This window comes from Actinokineospora iranica (assembly GCF_900101685.1).
GTDB classification, from domain to species: Bacteria; Actinomycetota; Actinomycetes; order Mycobacteriales; family Pseudonocardiaceae; genus Actinokineospora; species Actinokineospora iranica.
Genome location: NZ_FMZZ01000022.1, coordinates 1 through 15,438, shown reverse-complemented (window position 1 = coordinate 15,438; position 15,438 = coordinate 1). Strand labels below are relative to the sequence as shown.

Genomic DNA, 15,438 nt, shown 5'->3' with positions numbered 1-15,438 from the left:
GGCCGCGCGCCCACCGTGACGGGGCCGCGCGCGGCTACCGCGACAACGGGATCGTCTACGGCGCTCTCAGGCAGTGGCAGCCTTTCGCGCCCGCGTCGCATCGCCCGCGAACTTGGGGTGGAGGAGTTCGCGGGCGATGTGAGCTGTCCCTTGTGGACGGTGTCGGGCCGTTCGCCTGGCCGCGTTTACCGGGCCAGGACGGTGAACCACGTGGCGGCGACGGCGCTGATGAGCACCAGCGCTCCGGCGACCGCTGCGCCCGGCGCGTCCACGAGAGCGGCTACCACTCCGAGGGCGGCCAACACCCCCACGGCGGCCGCCGCCATCAGCACCACCTTGCGCAGTCCCGGGCGGACGGTGTGGGCGAGGCCGGTGGCCAATGCCCAGAGGGCGAGGCCGAGAGTGAGGGTGAGCAGCCCGTCCAGGCCGCTGACTTTGCCTGCCACCAGGCAGGCGATGGCGGCGGCCGCGAAGCCGACGAACCCGTAGGTGGCGATGCGGGCCGGGGGACTGACCAGGTGGCGGTCGCGGCTGAGGAGCAGGACGCAGTTCATGATCGGTTCGAGGGCCCAGTTCAGCACCACCAGGCCGATCACCACGCCGAGCAGGACCGCGGCCCAGATTTGCCCCTCGTAGGGCCGAAGCACGCGGCTGAGCAGGAAGGGGGCGATCAGCACCGCGATGCGCAGGCCCCTGGGCAACGTGCTGATCCAGAAGTGGAACCTCAGCAGGAGACCGTAGAGCGGGTTGCGGCTCTTGATGGCCAGCGACAGGCCCTCGCGGGCGCCTTCGTCGGTGGGGTCCAGCCGCAGGGCGGTGCGCTGGGACTGGACCGCGGACTCGCCGCCGCCGCGGCGCAGGGCGAGCAGGCCCTGGATGCGGTGGGCGTCGGCGTTCTCGGGGTCCAGGCGCAGGGCCTCGGCCACCGCGGCGTCGGCCTTGTCGAACTGGCCTGTCGCATGGAAAGCGGCCGCTTGCAGGGTCGCGCCAGCGGAGTCCTCGGGGTCGATGGCGCGCGCCCTGGCCACACTGGCCAGGGCGTCCTTGGGGCGCTCGTCGGCCAGCAGGATGGACGCCTCCTGCAGGTGCAGGCTCGCGAGGTGCGGGGCCAGCGCGAGGCCGCCGCGGAGCACGGCGAGCGCGTCGGAGTACTGCTTGAGCCCGGCCAGCGAACCGGCGTGGACGGCGTGTGCGACGACGTCCTCCGGGGCGTCGGCGAGTGCGGCGCGGCTCACCTCGTGGGCCTCGTCGTACTTCTGCTGTCTCAGCAGCGCCTGCGCGAGCATGACCCGCGCTGAGGTGTCCTCGGGTCGGGCGGCGAGCGCCGTCCGCAACTGCGTCTCGGCTTCCCGCGCCCGGCCGAGTTCGAGCAGCGCTTGGCCGCGCCGCAGCGCGGCGTCGGTGACGTCGTCCATTTCACACCCCAGTGGCAGATCGCGGGCACTTTCCGGCACACGGTAAAGAAGTCGTCGATCAGGGGCGAGATCGGGCCGGAGTACCGTGCGTCGCGTGACGCATGATCCGGTGATCGAGGCCCTGCTCGGCGTGCTCGCGTCCGACGCGGACAACCATCCGGTGCGGGTCCACCTCGCCACCCTGTTGCTCGACGCGGACCGCCCCGCTGACGCCCTCGCCCAGGCCACAGCCGTGCTTACCGCTCAACCGGACAACGTCGACGCGCTGCGCGTCGCCGCCGCGGCCGCCGAAGCGGTCGGCGACGAGGCCAAGGCGACCGCGTACGGCCGCCTCGCCGCGGCGCTCGCCCCGCCCCCGGCGGCCCCGGCCTCGGCCTCGGCCTCGGCGGTCCCGGACACCGCGGACGAGATCCTCGAACGCTGGACCACCAGCGAGCCGGTGGTCGAGTCCGGAGTCGGCACGCTCGGCGCGGCCGGGATCACGCTGGCCGACGTCGGCGGCCTCACCGAGGTGAAGAAGCGGCTGGAGCTGTCGTTCCTGAAGCCGCTGCGCAACCCGGAACTGCGGCTGCGGTTCGGCAAGTCCCTGCGCGGCGGGCTGCTGCTGTGGGGCCCGCCCGGCTGCGGCAAGACCCTCGTCGCCCGTGCTCTGGCGGGTGAGCTGGGGGCGAGCTTCTACGAGATCGGCCTCGGCGACGTGCTCGACATGTGGATCGGCAGCAGTGAGCGCAATCTGCGCGCGATCTTCGACACCGCCCGCCGCAACCGGCCGTGCCTGCTGTTCTTCGACGAGATCGACGCCCTCGGCCAGAAGCGGTCCCAGCTGCGCGGTGGCGGGTCAGCGCTGCGCGGCGTGGTGAACCAGATTCTCGCCGAACTCGACGGCGCGAGCACGGACAACGACGGCGTGTTCGTCTTGGCAGCCAGCAACCACCCCTGGGACATCGACTCCGCGCTGCTGCGGCCTGGCCGGTTCGACCGGACCGTGCTGGTGCTGCCGCCGGACCTCGCCGCGCGGGAGGCGATCCTGCGCTTCCACCTGCGCGGTCGCCCCACGGACCGGCTCGACCTGGCGAAGCTCGCCAAGATCACCTCGGGCCGGTCCGGAGCCGACCTTGCGCTGATCTGCGAGCAGGCTACCGAGGTGGCCATGGACGCCTCGCTGACCTCAGGGCGGATCGAGCCGATCACCCAGCGCCACCTGACCGACGCCGCCCGCGCCGTGCGCCCGAGCGTCGGCGAGTGGCTGGAGATGGCGCGCAACTACGCCCTCTACGGCAACGACACGGGCGCCTACGACGAACTCGCCGCCTACCTGAAGAAAAGGCGCGACTGACGCCCGGAGGGTTACGGCTGGACCCGGGTGAGCTTGTCCGGGTTGACCACGTCGTAGATCGCGGCGATCTTGCCGTCGCGGACCGCGAACGTGGTGACCCGGCGGCTCAGGGCGCGGCGGGGGTCGTCGGCGGGGATGTCGGGCAGGAGGATGCCCAGGTCGCCGTTGACCAGGACCAAGTCGCCCGCGCCGGTGGTGGCCGCGCCGTAGCGGCGCAGGAGGCCGAGCAGGAAGCGGCCGATCTTGTCCGGGCCGAGGACGAGTTGGCGCGCGGTGCGGGCCTTGCCGTCGCTGTCGCCGACGAGGACCGCGTCGGGGTGCAGGAGGGTGACGACCTGGGCCAGGTCGCCGGAGGCCAGGGCGGTGAGGAACCGCTCGATCAGCACGCGCTGCTCGGCCATGGCGACGCGTGGCGGCGGGTCCGCGTCGGCGACGGCGCGGCGGGCGCGGGAGGCGTGCTGGCGGGCGGCGGCGTCCGAGCAGCCCAGGGTGGCGGCGATGTCGCCGAACGGGACGCCGAACGCGTCGTGGAGCACGAACGCGACCCGCTGCTCCGGGGTGAGCCGGTCCAGGACGACGAGCGCGGCCATGCGCACCCCGTCGTCGCGGACGACCGCGTCCACCGGGTCCTCGCTCGGCGGCGCGCCGAACGGCGTGACCACCGGCTCGGGCAGCCATGGGCCGACATACCGTTCCCGGCGGGCGGTGGCCGAGCGCAGGCGGTCGAGGCAGAGGCGGCCGACGACGGTGGTGAGCCAGGCGCGCAGGTCGCGGATCTCCGCCCGCGCCTGTTCGTCCACACCGGACAGTCGCAGCCAGGATTCCTGGACGGCGTCCTCCGCGTCGGACAGCGTGCCGGTCAGGCGGTAGGCGACACCGAGCAGATGGGCCCGGTGCTCGGTGAACCGCTGGGCCAGGTCGCTGTCGCTCACCCGTTCATCGTAATGACCGAGGTCTGGACCATCCGAGTGACCTGGGCGCGGGAAAGCCGAGCGCGCCGGACGTCGAGGTCGCCTGAACGTCGTAGCGACCTGAGCGCTGTGGTTCGGCGCGCGCGCCTAGACTCGGGGACCGTGGCAGGACGCATCCGGGAGAGCGACATAGCGCTGGTTCGCGAGCGCAGCCGGATCGATGAGGTCGTGGGGGAGTACGTCCAGCTGCGCCGGGCCGGTGGCGGCGCGCTCAAGGGGCTCTGCCCTTTTCACGACGAGAAGACCCCGTCGTTCAACGTGCGCTCGACGCACGGCACTTTCCACTGCTTCGGCTGCGGCGAGGGCGGCGACGTCATCGCCTTCGTCATGAAGATCGACCACCTGTCGTTTGTCGAGGCCGTTGAGCGGCTCGCCGAGCGGGTCGGGCTCCAGTTGACCTTCGAGGGCGGCGGCACCAGCGTCCAGCGGGACCGGGGCACGCGGTCCCGGTTTATCGACGCGCACAAGGCGGCGGCGGAGTTCTACGCGGAGCAGCTGCGCGGGCCGGAAGCGATCAAGGCGCGGGAGTTCCTGGCCGAGCGCGGGTTCGACGAGGCGGCCGCGGCGACGTTCGGTTGCGGATACGCGCCCGCGGGCTGGGACAAGCTGACCAAGCACCTGCTCGGCCGCGGCTTCGAGGTGGCGGAGCTGATCAAGGGCGGTCTGGTCAAGGAGGGGCGGCAGGGGCCGATCGACCGGTTCCACCGCAGGCTGCTGTGGCCGATCAAGGACATCGGCGGCGAGGTCGTCGGGTTCGGCGCGCGCAGGCTCTACGACGACGACCAGATCCAGGCGAAGTACCTCAACACCAGCGACAGCCCCATCTACCGGAAGTCGCAGGTGCTGTTCGGCCTCGACATGGCCAAGCGGGAAATCGCCAAACGGCACCAGGTCGTCGTCGTGGAGGGGTACACCGACGTCATGGCCATGCACGCCGCGGGCGTCCTCACCGCTGTCGCGTCCTGCGGCACCGCGTTCGGCGCGGAGCACATCAAGGTGCTGCGCAGGCTGCTCATGGACGACGACGCCTTCCGCGGCGAGGTGATCTTCACCTTCGACGGTGACGAGGCCGGGCAGAAGGCGGCCCGCAAGGCGTTCGAGGAGGGCGAGCAGGAGTTCGCCGCGCAGACCTTCATCGCCATCGCCCCCGACGGCATGGACCCGTGCGAGCTGCGGCAGGAGAAGGGCGATGTCGCGGTGCGCGACCTCGTGGCGCGCAGGCGGCCGCTGTTCGCCTTCGCGATCCGCGCCGAACTCGCCACGCACGACCTGGACAACGCCGAGGGCAGGGTCGAGGCGCTGCGCCGCACCGTCCCCATGGTCGCGCGGATCAAGGACCACGCGCTGCGCGACGAGTACGCCCGCCAGCTCGCCGGGTGGGTCGGCTGGGAGGACACGGCCACGGTCGTGCGGCGGGTCCGGGAGAGCGCGGGCGGCGCGGTCGCCACGTCGTCGCGCCGGGCCCGGCAGGTGGACCCGAACCAGGGCGCGCTGGCCGTCGACGTCGAGGGGCCCGCGCGGCCGGACCCGCGCAACCCGCGGCTGCACGCTCAGCGCGAGGTCCTGAAGCTGGCGTTGCAGGAGCCCGCGCTCGCCGGCCCGATGTACGACTCGCTGCCCGTCGAGGTCTTCACCGACCCGGCCTACGCCGCGCTGCACCGGGCGATCCTGGACGCGGGCGGCGCGGCCTCCGGTCTCGCGGGAGCCGAGTTGCTCGAGGTCGTGGCCAAGAACTGCGCCGCGCCGACGGTGCGCAAGCTGGTAAGCGAACTCGGGGTCGAGCCGATGCCGCTGCCGAACAAGAACGCCGCGGCCGAGCGCTATGCCTCGGCGATCCTCGCCGCGTTGCAGCGTGAGCTGGTCGCCCGGCAGATCGCCGAGATCAAGTCGCGGTTGCAGCGGGTGTCCCCGGTCGAGCAGCCGGACGAGGCGCGGGCGCTGTGGGGCGACTTGGTGGCGATGGAGGAGTGGTACAAGGCGCTGGGCGAGCAGGCCGCCGGGAGCATGAAATGACCGGTTTCCTGAGCAGGCTTCTGGGCGGGCTGCCGAAGGGGTTCACCGGTCGGCTCGCGCCGGACGAGGCGGTGGCCACCGCCGCCGAGGTCCGCGACGGCGGGCACTTGGTGGCCACCTCGCTGGGCCTGTGGGTTCCCGACGGCGACGGGCCCCGGCGGATCGGGTGGCACCTGGTGTCCAAGGCGACCTGGGGCGGCGGCGCGTTCGTGATCGTGGAGGCCGAGGAGGTCGAGCGGGTGGGCGAGGCCGTGCTGCTGGCCGACCGGCCGCCGCGGCGGTTCGTCGTGGTGGCGCCAGGGAAGCTGCCGCAGGCCGTGTATCGGCGGGTCGAAGGCTCGATCCGGTCCCGGCATCACCGCGACCTGCCCGGCGGCGGGGCGTGGTTCGTGCAGCGCAAAGTGCCCGGACAGGACGGCACGGTGCTGCAGGTCCGGTCGGATCCGGACACCGATCTCGATGTCGTGCGGACGATCGCCGCCGAGGTCGCCGCGAAGATGGGTCAGGTGAACGGGCTCGCGGACTCCTGATCCACCAACTACAGTAAAAAGTACGTACGTACGGTTTACTTGGGAGGCGTCGATGTGGGATCCCGCGAAGTACCTGAGTTTCGGCGACCACCGCGCCCGCCCGTTCTTCGACCTGCTCGCCCGGGTGCGCGCCGAGAGCCCGCGCGAGGTGGTCGACCTGGGGTGCGGGCCGGGCAACCTGACTATCACGATGGCGCAGCGCTGGCCGCACACGCGGCTGACGGCCATCGATTCTTCGCCCGAAATGGTGGAGGCGGCGCGGCAGCGCGGTGTCGCGGCGCGGGACATGGACCTGCGGGACTGGGACCCCGGCGACCGCACCGACGTGGTGATCAGCAACGCCGCGCTGCAGTGGGTTCCCGACCACGCCGAGCTGCTGGTCCGCTGGGCGGCCAAGCTGCCCTCCCGCGCCTGGATCGCCGTGCAGGTGCCCGGGAACTTCGCCGCGCCGTCCCACCGGCTGGTGCGCGCCCTGGTGGCCGAATCCCGGTGGCGGGACCGGCTCGAACCCGTTCAGCTGCGGGAAGAGGACTCGGTGCTGGCCCCTGAGGGGTACGCCGAGGTGATGTCCGGCGCGGGCTGCGAGATCGACGCCTGGGAGACCACCTACGTGCAGCGCCTCGACGGCGAGGACGCGGTGCTGGAGTGGATCACCGGGACGGCGCTGCGGCCCATCCGCGCCGCGCTGTCCGACGACGAGTGGGCCGAGTTCCAGGCCGCCCTGGCGCCCCGGCTGGCCGAGGCGTACCCGCGCCGGGCGGACGGGTGCACGTGGTTCCCGTTCCGCCGGATCTTCTTCGTCGCGAGAACCCCGTGACCTCGGTGCGGGTGCTCGCCCGCTACCCGGTCAAGTCGCTGCGCGGCGAGCGCGCCGAAGTGCTCGAACTCGACGAGCGCGGCGTCATCGGCGACCGGCGGTGGGCGCTGCGCACCGAGGACGGGAAGCTGGGGTCGGGCAAGAGCACCCGGCGGTTCGTCCGCCTGCCGGGGCTGCTGGACATGTGGTCGAAGCAGGTCTGGGGCGTGCGCACGGTCGTGGGCCTGCCCGACGGCCGCGAGTTCGCCACGACGGACTCGAAGGTCCACGACGCGGTGTCGGAGGTCGTCGGCAGGCCCGTGGCGGTGGTCGAGGAGCGCGACGTGCCCCACCTCGACGCCGCGCCCGTGCACCTGATCACCAGCGCCTCGCTGCGCTGGTCCGGCGCCGAGTGGCCGAGGGCCCGCCCGAACGTCGTGGTCGACGTCGACGGCGCGGACCGCGTCGAGGACGCCTGGGTGGGCAGGCGGGTCCGGATCGGGACGGCCGAACTGGAGATCACCCGGCTGGTCACCCGCTGCGCCATGCTCAGTCAGGCCCAGAACGCCCTACCGGCCCGCCCCCACCTGCTCGCGTCCCTGACCCCGTACGACCTGACATTGGGCGCTTACGCCCGCGTGACCCGCCCCGGCGTCATCGGCACCGGCGACCGGCTCCGCTTCGCCTAGGTCCTGAGACAGGGCCTAGCCCCGCCCCACCTTCTCCCCGAGCTTCGCCCGGGCGATCCCAGCCGCCCCCTGCACCGCGGGATGGTCGGCGATCTTCCGGTAGGTGCGCACGATCTGGTCGTAGCGGCTTCGGCCCGCCTTGGCGCCGAGGATGTACCCCACTCCGGCCCCCAACAGGAACCCCATCACAGTGCTCGCCTCCCGGTAGTCTTGTCCTGCGCACATCCTCCCCTACCGGCCCGCGAGCCGCTGCGGCGCGCGGTGGGGGACCCCGGCGCGACAGCTCACGGCGATGCGCTAGAGTTACCGCTCGTTGGGCCACGGCCCAGCGGAGCGACCTTCCTCCATAGCTCAATTGGCAGAGCATTCGACTGTTAATCGAAGGGTTGCTGGTTCGAGTCCAGCTGGAGGAGCCAAAACCCCAGGTCACTGACCTGGGGTTCCTTGTTTTCCCGGCTCTTCGCGGATCAAGGTCGGGCATCGCGTCCAGACCGCGATGCCCCGGGTAAGATCCATCACGCTGGGGGCGGTAGCTCAGTTGGTCAGAGCAGGGGACTCATAATCCCTTGGCCGTCGGTTCGAGCCCGACCCGCCCCACCACCCCTGACCACCGGTTGGCCCCGTGATCTTCGCGGATCTTCCAGCTCTCATGGGGCAAGCGGGATTCGGTTGTCTCAACAGGACGGTTCGGCCAGAAGGTGGCCGCGCAGGGTGTCGATCGACTCTTCCGGCAAGCCCAGGCGCTTGGTGACATAACCGCGCACGGAGCCGTGGGCTTCGGCCAGGTTGGCCAGGAACAGGCGCATGAGGGTGGCTGGGGCTTGGCCGTATCCGGGCCAGAGGTGGGTCTTGTCCGGGTAGGAGGTTCGCCAGAGGGTGATCAGGTGTGGGGTGGCGAGGTTTGTGAGGGCGTAGTCGGTGGCTATGTCCTCCTCGGATACGCCTAACAGGGATAGGACGAGGGCGCTGATCAGGCCGGTGCGGTCTTTACCGGATGTGCAGTGGACGACGGTGGGGGCGTTTTCCTGGTTGGCGATTAGTTCCAAGGCCCGGCGGATCTCCGTGGCGCCGTCTTCCGCCACCTCGGCGTAGCGGGCGGCGAGGTAGGGGACAGGGTCGACGTCGGTGGCTTGGGCGGCCTGGTCGTACGGGCGGTGTTCGATGCTGAGGTTGTGGTAACCGAGACCGGGGTAATCGGGCACACGGCCGTCTCTTGTGATTTCCCAGGGGTAGCGCAGGTCGATCACCGTGCGCGGCTCCAAGGACAAGAAGCGTTGCCAGTCCTTGCCTTGCAGTCTGGAAAGGGTGTCGGCTCGGTAGAGCCTCTTCCACCGCACGGTCTTGCCGTCGGTGGTGCGGTAGCCGCCGATGTCCCGGAAGTTGTGCAAGCGGTCGAACTCGATGTGTCTGCGCACGGGACCACGGTACGGAAGCGGTGTGTCAGCGGTGGGCGACCGTGTACCGGACCTGTTGGCACATGCGGAGAGCGCCGTTCGGTTCGCGTAGCGGCTCCAGGCGGGCCAGGACTTCGGACCGCGCGGCGGGGAGGTCTTGGCGGGGGATCAGCTCCCAGAAGACGCGTTGGCCGTGGGACCACGACCAGGTGATCCACTGCTGGGGATCGGTGAAGGTGATCTCATGCGTTCGGATCTTCGACGTCGGGTGGCGGTAGCCGACCGACTCCAGGGCTCGGTGGAAGGTGTCGGTGGTGGCGAAGGGGCTGGCCGGATTGGCCATGGCCCAGAGCATGGCTGGGGGGATGTTCGGGCGGAACACGTCCTCCACTGCCGACCAGCGAGGGTCGTTTCCGCAGAAGGTGGTCACGCCGAGTCTGCCGCCGGGCTTCAAGAGGTCGCGCCAGGCGCGTAGACCGGCGATCGGGTCGGGGAGAAAGAACACGACGCACGACGACAGGATGGTGTCGAAGGACCGTGGCGGCAGGTCGGGTTCCTGGGCGTCCATCACGACGGCGTTCGCGTTGGTCAGGCCGCGGGCGTTGATCTCGTGCGCGGTGCGGTCGACCATGGCGGGGGAGAGGTCTATGCCGAAGACCGAACCGGTAGGACCGACTAACGCGGCGGCGGGGAACAGGACCGCGCCGCGACCGCAGCCCGCGTCCAGGACCCGGGAGCCGGGATTCAGGGGTACGTCTGTCAGGAGATGGTGGGCGAAGATCTTGAAGAAGTCCACGCCTACCGACTCGTAGGTTTCGGCTGACCGGTCGAAGGTTCCCGCGACGGTCTGTCTTGCCTTGTCCACGCCTCTGGTTCGCAGCTTCGCCATTGAACCCGCCATTCCCTCGGATGAATGACGGGCACCATAGTTCGGTTCTCGGGATAACGCACCTGTCCAAGCTGGCGTTGAACAATCACCACTTACCAGGTCACGGGAAGCGCGTCGAGGCCGCGCACCATCCTGCCCCGCCGCCAGGAAAGCTCCTCTTCCGGAACCGCCAACCGCACCGTGGGGAACCGGCGGAGCAGGGCGCCGATCGCCACCCGCAGCTCGACCCTGGCGAGCTGCGCCGCGACGCAGAAGTGCGGGCCGTGGCCGAACGCCAGGTGGCCGGTGGCCTTGCGGGTCACGTCCAGCTCGTCGGGGCGCTCGAAGGCCCGGTCGTCCCGGTTGGCCGCGTCGAGTTGGACCATCACCGCGTCGCCCGCGCGGATCAGGACGCCGCCGAGCTTGACGTCCTCGGTGGCGATGCGCGTGAAACCGGCCGAGGTGACGGTGGGGGTGAAGCGCAGCAGTTCCTCGATCGCGGTGTCGAGCAGGGTCGGGTCCGCGCGCAGCAGCGCCGACTGCGCGGGGTGGGTCAGCAGGTTGTAGGCGAAGTTGCCGATGTGGTTCGAGGTGGTTTCCAGCCCGGCGTAGAGCAGCGTCACCCCGAGGACGACCAGCTCGTCTTCGCTGAGCCGGTCCTCCACGTCCCTGGCCTGCGCCAGCGCGCCGAGCAGGTCGTCGGAAGGGTGTTCGCGGCGGTGCGCGACCAGTTCGGCGAGATAGGTCTTGAGCTGGTCGAATGCCCGCACGATCTCGTCCGGCTCGAACGCGGTGGTGGCCAGCGCGACGTCGATCCAGCCGCTGAACCGCTCCCGGTCGGCGACCGGGACACCGAGCATCTGGCAGATGACCGCGATCGGCAGCGGCGCGGCGAGTCCCTCGATCAGGTCGGCGGGCGGGCCCTGCTCCTGGACGCGGTCGAGCAGATCCTCGGTGACCGCACGTGCCTTCTGCCCCAGCAGGTCCACGCGGCGCGGTGTGAACGCCTTGGACACCAGCTTGCGCAGCCTGCTGTGCTCGGGCGGGTCCATCGTGTGCAGCGTCGCGTCGCGCAGCAGTCGCGGGGACGTCCTGGGCACGTCGCGGCCCAGCAGCGCGGCCCGGCTGAACCGCGAGTCGCCGAGCACCGTTTTGACGTCCTCGTGCCGGGTGGCCAGCCATGCCTCTCCGCCATAGGGGAGGCTGATCCGGCTTACCGGTTCCTCTTCGCGAAGCCTGGCGTACTCGGGTTCCAGCGTGAGCCGGTGCGGTTCGCGGAAGGGATAGGCGCGCGGCGGCTGGTTCATCGCGGAAATCCCATCGTGAGCGCGGTGATCGCGGATTCGGATGTTCACCGGCGCCGATGCCGAGATGATCAAAGTATCAGGTCGGACGGGATTGGGGCCCTGGCAAGGGATATGACCCGTTCGGCTACCGAAAGCACCCGATCGGTTGCACCTGGTGTCGCGCCGAGGCCGGCTCGGCGTAGCAAGGAGGAGAGGCGCCGGTTCGGCGTCGATCCGTTCCTGGAAAGGGGGAGTGATGAATCGGGCCAAGGCTCTGTGGGGCGTGCTGGCGGCTCTGCTGGCGCTCGTGTCGAGCCTTGCCGCGCCGACGGCGAGCGCGGAGCCCGAGACGTGGGAATGGGTCGCCTTGGGCGACTCGTCCACGGCGGGTGTTTTCGCCGGGGAGCCCATGGGGCATATGGACGGGTGCGAGCGCACGGACGCGGCGTACCCGATGGTCGCGGCCGACCGGTTGGCGGCGGACCCGCCCGAGACGCCGGTGAGACTGGTGATCAACGCGGCCTGCTCTGGCGCGACCATCGCCGATGTGGTGCGCAACCTGCAACAGCCGACCGGTCGTGGCGCGCCGCCGGACGGGTGGCCGGAGGTGCCGCCACAGGTGGAGGCGCTGAACCCGGGCACCGACCTGGTCACGATCGGGATCGGTGCGGACGACCTGCCATTCGGCAAGCTGCTGCTCGACTGCGTGCCCGCGGGCGCGCAAAAGCCTGACCGGGACACGCCCTGCCATGACCTGCACCGGGACAGCCCGCCGGACGGGGAGACCGTCGAGGCCAAGTTCGCCCGAATCGCCAGGGAGTACCGGGCCATGCTCCGGGCGGTGCGGGCGCGGGCTCCCCGAGCGGAGATCATCACGATCGGCTACCCGTCGATCGTGCCCGAGGACCCGGCGACCTGCCGCCGCGACGACCTCACGCACTTCTCCGCGTCTGCGCTGGGCTCGATCACCTACGGCGACCTGGGGTGGCTACGGGAACTGAACAACGCGCTCAACTTCGTCATCGCCGCCGCCTCCGTCGAGCACGGGGCCCATTTCCTCGACCTCGCCAGGGCCAGCCAGGGACACGACGTCTGCCAGCCCCGGCCGGAGAAATGGGTCGAGGGCGTGTGCGGGCCGCCGGAGACGCGGTACCCGAGCGAGCTCGACGCCATCTGCGCCGCTGCCCCGCAGGGGTCGCGACGTCTCACGCTGATCCAGCCCAACAGCGCGGGCCACGCCAACGCCGGGGCGCTGCTCGACGCCGCCATCCGTGATCTCTTGCCCTGATCACCACGAAGGTGGCTCTCACCGCGACGGGCGCGGTGGGAGCCACCTCAGGGGCGGAAGCCTGGGGCTGGGCAAGCGGGGGGTGTCCCTACGTGGTTGTCACGCCGGGGTCGGAGCGGGAGCGGTTCGGGGGTGTCGGTGGTGGGTCTTGTCGCGGAGCATGGTGAACAGGACATCGCAGCGGCGGGCCAGGCAGATCAGGGCGGCGTTGGTGCCTGGGACGACGGCAGTCTGTTCCTCCAGCGCGGTCATGATCGCCGCGATGAGCGTGTCGCCCAAGCGGGGCACGGGCGTGGCGGCGATCGCCGTGAGCTTGCGGCGGCCCGCTTGGGCGATGCCGGTCGGGCCGCGGCGGCGAGTCAGGATTTCCAGCACGGCGCGCGATCTTCGGGCCGATGGCGGGTTCTGGAGCCGGGTGGGTGCCGGTGAGCAGGCCGCGGATGCGGTTGCCGTCCCGGGTAGAGGTCGGCGATGCGAGGCATGGCCAGGCCGGGCAGGTAGGCGGCTTGGTGCCCGCAGGCGCGGGCGACCGCGACCGGCGGCGCGCCGATCGCCGGTGGTTGGTCGACCACCACCGGCAGCGGCCCGTGGGCGGCGAGCTTGCCCAACAGCGCCCGCGGTGTGGGTTCGCTGTTGGGCAGTGGCCCGTTGTGCGGCCGGTCGCCGGTCGGGTCCAAGCCCACGGCGTGGTGTTCGCCCTCGCTGACATCCAGGCCGAGAAATACCCCGAAACCCCTGGTTACCTCCGGCGCGGTGGCCGCCGGTAGGTCTCGTCGCTGGCACCCACGCCTGCGACGAGACCTACCCAAGGCTTGTCAGCCCGCGGCTGACTGGCAGGGGTGGGTCAGATGGCGGCGATGGTCGCAGCGGCGTCGACCAGGCCTGCGCCGCAGCCGTCGGAGCAGGAGCCGAGGAGCGGGCGGGTGTTGGCCTTGAGGGCGGTTTCCACCTGTGACGGCAGCAGCGGGGTCTCGCCGAGCATCAGGGCGACCAGGCCTGCGACGTGCGGGGCGGCCATGCTGGTGCCCATGAACGTCTTGTAGTCGTCGGCGGCCTGGGTCGTCGTGCCGCTGTTGACGGTGGACAGGACGCCGTCTTGGGGTTTGGTGCGGGTGCCGGGGGCGTCGGTCTCGTCGCGGACCTCGCCGCCGGGGGCGGTGACGTCGATGCCCGCGCCGAAGTTGGAGTAGAAGGCGCGGTTGCCCTCGCGGTCGGCGGCGGCGACGCTGACGACGTTGCGGCAGCTGGCCGGGGTGAAGCCGGAGACGTTCGCGTTGGAGTTGCCCGCTGCGACGACGACGGTGGTGCCGCGGGAGACCGCGGCGTCGATGGCGCGCTGGTAGGTGCCGCTGCACGCGCCGGAGCCGCCGAGGCTCATGTTGATGACCTTGGCCGGGTTCGGGTTGGCCGGGACCCGGCTGACCCGGCCGCCGGAGGCCCAGGTGATCGCGTCGGCGATGTCGGAGGTTCGGCCGCCGCACTTGCCCAGGACGCGCAGCGGCAGGATCTTGGCCTTCGGCGCGACACCCGCGCCGCCGACGCCGTTGTCGGTCGCCGCGGCGACGGTGCCCGCGACGTGCGAGCCGTGCCAGCTCGAGTTGCTCGGCGTGGTCGAGCCGCACTCGCCCGCGGCGTGCCAGTCGCCCTCGTCGTTGGGGTCGGCGTCGCGGCCGTCGCCGTCGCGGGCGATGGTGGCGTCGCTGATGAAGTCGTAGCCGGGCAGCACTTTCGCGCTGAGGTCGGCGTGCGCGGTGATGCCGGTGTCGAGCACCGCGACGGTCACGCCCGCGCCGTCGGCGGTGTCCCAGGCCGCGGGCAGGTTCATGCCCGCCGCGGCCTCGAAGTAGTGCCACTGCTCCGGGTAGCGCGGGTCGGTCGGCGTGGCCTGGGCGGTCATCAGCAGGTCCGGCTCGACGCTGACGACGCCGGACTGCCTGCGCAGGTCGGCCATGAGCCGCTCCGCGCCCACCCGGTCCACGCCGCGGGCCGCCTTCACCACGACACCGCCCGCGCCGAGTTCGCGCACCTTGGTCAGGCCTCGGTGGGCCACCTGCCGGGTCGCGGCGCTGTCGAAGGTGACGATGAACTGGTCGTAGGCGCCCGGCGCGGCCTCGGCGACGGTCGCCGCGGCGGGGACCGCCGCCAGACCGGTGATCGCCAAGCCCAGGGACGCCAGTGCCGCCGTGTAGCGCTTCTTCATCCGGGAACGGTCCTTTCACGTCAACGACGGCCTGTCCACGATCGAGTGAACTTGCGGCCACGTACGTGGGACCGTAGGTGCGCTGCGTGAGCATCCCTAGTCTTGCCAGTTGCCAGAAATCGCCTCCCACACCTGGTCGCGCCCGTTGTGGCGCAACGGGCGAGCTGCGCCCGGCCCACCGGCTTCACCCATTCGGCGGGCGCAACAAAGCGGTCCCCAGGCGAACGAGCGCCTGGGGACCGCTGGGAAGCGCTGACCTAGTGGCTCGTCTCGATAGGTTGACCCGGTAATTGATCTTGGTTGTGGTGGGTCAGGCTGTCTCCCGTAAATCGAGTGTGGGAGGTGGTTGTGGCTCGTCGGCCCGAGGTGTTCGTGCGGTCGTTGTCGATGGAGGAGGGCCGCAAGCTTCAGCGGGTGACCAGGACCAGCAAGGATCCGATCCGGTTGCGGCGGGCGATCGTGGTGATGATGTCCGGCCAGGGCCGGGCGGTGCGGGACATCACGTCGTTGTTGCAGGTCAGCGCGGAGTATGTGCGGGATGTGATCCACGCGTTCAACGAGCGGGGGTTCGACGCGCTGGACCCAAAATGGAGCGGGGGACGCCCGAAGGCGATCGGTGAGCAGGTCCGCGAACGGATCTGTCTGATCGCCA

14 protein-coding genes, 2 tRNA genes and 1 pseudogene are annotated in these 15,438 nt (G+C 71.0%); 9 read left to right on the top strand and 8 right to left on the bottom strand.

Translation table 11 applies throughout. From position 1 onward, the window contains the following. Window positions 1-185: 185 nt before the first annotated feature. Window positions 186-1,415, bottom strand: coding sequence for a tetratricopeptide repeat protein (locus BLS56_RS28515; RefSeq protein WP_091457189.1), 1,230 nt, complete (start codon window positions 1,413-1,415; stop codon window positions 186-188). Window positions 1,416-1,509: 94 nt separating this feature from the next. Between BLS56_RS28515 and BLS56_RS28510 the strand changes: the two genes are divergently transcribed. After that, window positions 1,510-2,751, top strand: a complete 1,242-nt coding sequence (locus BLS56_RS28510) for an ATP-binding protein (RefSeq protein WP_091457187.1) — start codon at window positions 1,510-1,512, stop codon at window positions 2,749-2,751. Window positions 2,752-2,762: 11 nt separating this feature from the next. On the opposite strand, the gene BLS56_RS28505 is transcribed toward BLS56_RS28510, so the two are convergent. Next, window positions 2,763-3,683 (bottom strand): sigma-70 family RNA polymerase sigma factor, encoded by a 921-nt coding sequence (locus tag BLS56_RS28505; protein ID WP_091457184.1) that lies wholly within the window; start codon window positions 3,681-3,683, stop codon window positions 2,763-2,765. Between the two features lie 141 nt (window positions 3,684-3,824). Here BLS56_RS28505 and dnaG point away from each other — a divergent pair, with 141 nt between their 5' ends. From dnaG to BLS56_RS28485, 4 genes are read left to right on the top strand one after another with little or no spacing between them, the layout of a single operon-like run. Further along, a complete protein-coding gene (gene dnaG, locus BLS56_RS28500) occupies window positions 3,825-5,735 on the top strand; it encodes a DNA primase (protein WP_091457182.1) in 1,911 nt (636 codons plus the stop codon). Next, window positions 5,732-6,265, top strand: a complete 534-nt coding sequence (locus tag BLS56_RS28495) for a hypothetical protein (protein WP_091457179.1) — start codon at window positions 5,732-5,734, stop codon at window positions 6,263-6,265. The genes dnaG and BLS56_RS28495 overlap by 4 nt, the downstream gene beginning before the upstream one ends. A 52-nt stretch (window positions 6,266-6,317) precedes the next feature. After that, complete coding sequence (locus BLS56_RS28490) at window positions 6,318-7,082, top strand: trans-aconitate 2-methyltransferase (protein ID WP_091457176.1); 765 nt, start codon at window positions 6,318-6,320, stop codon at window positions 7,080-7,082. Then, a complete protein-coding gene (locus BLS56_RS28485) occupies window positions 7,079-7,750 on the top strand; it encodes an MOSC domain-containing protein (RefSeq protein ID WP_175483097.1) in 672 nt (223 codons plus the stop codon). The genes BLS56_RS28490 and BLS56_RS28485 overlap by 4 nt, the downstream gene beginning before the upstream one ends. Window positions 7,751-7,765: 15 nt before the next feature. On the opposite strand, the gene BLS56_RS31040 is transcribed toward BLS56_RS28485, so the two are convergent. Next, window positions 7,766-7,975 carry a hypothetical protein gene (locus BLS56_RS31040; protein ID WP_139191047.1) on the bottom strand — a complete coding sequence of 70 codons (210 nt, stop codon included), beginning with the start codon at window positions 7,973-7,975 and terminating at the stop codon, window positions 7,766-7,768. A gap of 115 nt (window positions 7,976-8,090) precedes the next feature. Here BLS56_RS31040 and BLS56_RS28480 point away from each other — a divergent pair. After that, window positions 8,091-8,166: transfer RNA gene (locus BLS56_RS28480), tRNA-Asn, on the top strand. Between the two features lie 107 nt (window positions 8,167-8,273). Further along, window positions 8,274-8,350 (top strand) — tRNA-Ile (locus tag BLS56_RS28475). A gap of 74 nt (window positions 8,351-8,424) precedes the next feature. Here BLS56_RS28475 and BLS56_RS28470 read toward each other — a convergent pair. The 3 genes from BLS56_RS28470 to BLS56_RS28460 all read right to left on the bottom strand — a co-directional run bounded on the left by BLS56_RS28470 (window position 8,425) and on the right by BLS56_RS28460 (window position 11,319). Beyond that, window positions 8,425-9,165: a tyrosine-protein phosphatase gene (locus tag BLS56_RS28470; protein ID WP_091457171.1), complete on the bottom strand. Its 741-nt coding sequence runs from the start codon at window positions 9,163-9,165 to the stop codon at window positions 8,425-8,427. Window positions 9,166-9,190: 25 nt separating this feature from the next. Then, the gene (locus tag BLS56_RS28465; protein WP_091457169.1) at window positions 9,191-10,033 is read right to left on the bottom strand and encodes a class I SAM-dependent methyltransferase; all 843 of its coding nucleotides are present in this window, start codon (window positions 10,031-10,033) and stop codon (window positions 9,191-9,193) included. 92 nt (window positions 10,034-10,125) lie between these two features. Further along, window positions 10,126-11,319 carry a cytochrome P450 gene (locus BLS56_RS28460; protein ID WP_091457166.1) on the bottom strand — a complete coding sequence of 398 codons (1,194 nt, stop codon included), beginning with the start codon at window positions 11,317-11,319 and terminating at the stop codon, window positions 10,126-10,128. A gap of 235 nt (window positions 11,320-11,554) precedes the next feature. Here BLS56_RS28460 and BLS56_RS28455 point away from each other — a divergent pair, with 235 nt between their 5' ends. After that, on the top strand, window positions 11,555-12,586 hold the full coding sequence (locus tag BLS56_RS28455; RefSeq protein WP_091457164.1) for an SGNH/GDSL hydrolase family protein: 1,032 nt from the start codon (window positions 11,555-11,557) through the stop codon (window positions 12,584-12,586). A 147-nt stretch (window positions 12,587-12,733) separates the two neighbouring features. Here BLS56_RS28455 and BLS56_RS33215 read toward each other — a convergent pair. Beyond that, window positions 12,734-13,299, bottom strand: a pseudogene (locus BLS56_RS33215) (IS110 family transposase); the annotation flags it as partial. A 131-nt stretch (window positions 13,300-13,430) separates the two neighbouring features. After that, window positions 13,431-14,786: a S8 family peptidase gene (locus tag BLS56_RS28445; RefSeq protein WP_091457161.1), complete on the bottom strand. Its 1,356-nt coding sequence runs from the start codon at window positions 14,784-14,786 to the stop codon at window positions 13,431-13,433. Window positions 14,787-15,134: 348 nt separating this feature from the next. Here BLS56_RS28445 and BLS56_RS28440 point away from each other — a divergent pair. Further along, window positions 15,135-15,438: helix-turn-helix domain-containing protein (locus BLS56_RS28440; protein ID WP_228772010.1), on the top strand; the 304-nt coding region annotated here is incomplete at its 3' end.

What these genes read in the sequence shown, in the direction of transcription:
- BLS56_RS28515 (WP_091457189.1), bottom strand. Translation starts at nt 1,415, where the DNA reads ATGGACGACGTCACCGACGCCGCGCTGCGGCGCGGCCAAGCGCTGCTC.
- BLS56_RS28495 (WP_091457179.1), top strand. Translation starts at nt 5,732, where the DNA reads ATGACCGGTTTCCTGAGCAGGCTTCTGGGCGGGCTGCCGAAGGGGTTC.
- BLS56_RS28490 (WP_091457176.1), top strand. Translation starts at nt 6,318, where the DNA reads ATGTGGGATCCCGCGAAGTACCTGAGTTTCGGCGACCACCGCGCCCGC.
- BLS56_RS31040 (WP_139191047.1), bottom strand. Translation starts at nt 7,975, where the DNA reads ATGTGCGCAGGACAAGACTACCGGGAGGCGAGCACTGTGATGGGGTTC.
- BLS56_RS28465 (WP_091457169.1), bottom strand. Translation starts at nt 10,033, where the DNA reads ATGGCGAAGCTGCGAACCAGAGGCGTGGACAAGGCAAGACAGACCGTC.
- BLS56_RS28460 (WP_091457166.1), bottom strand. Translation starts at nt 11,319, where the DNA reads ATGAACCAGCCGCCGCGCGCCTATCCCTTCCGCGAACCGCACCGGCTC.
- BLS56_RS28455 (WP_091457164.1), top strand. Translation starts at nt 11,555, where the DNA reads ATGAATCGGGCCAAGGCTCTGTGGGGCGTGCTGGCGGCTCTGCTGGCG.
- BLS56_RS28445 (WP_091457161.1), bottom strand. Translation starts at nt 14,786, where the DNA reads ATGAAGAAGCGCTACACGGCGGCACTGGCGTCCCTGGGCTTGGCGATC.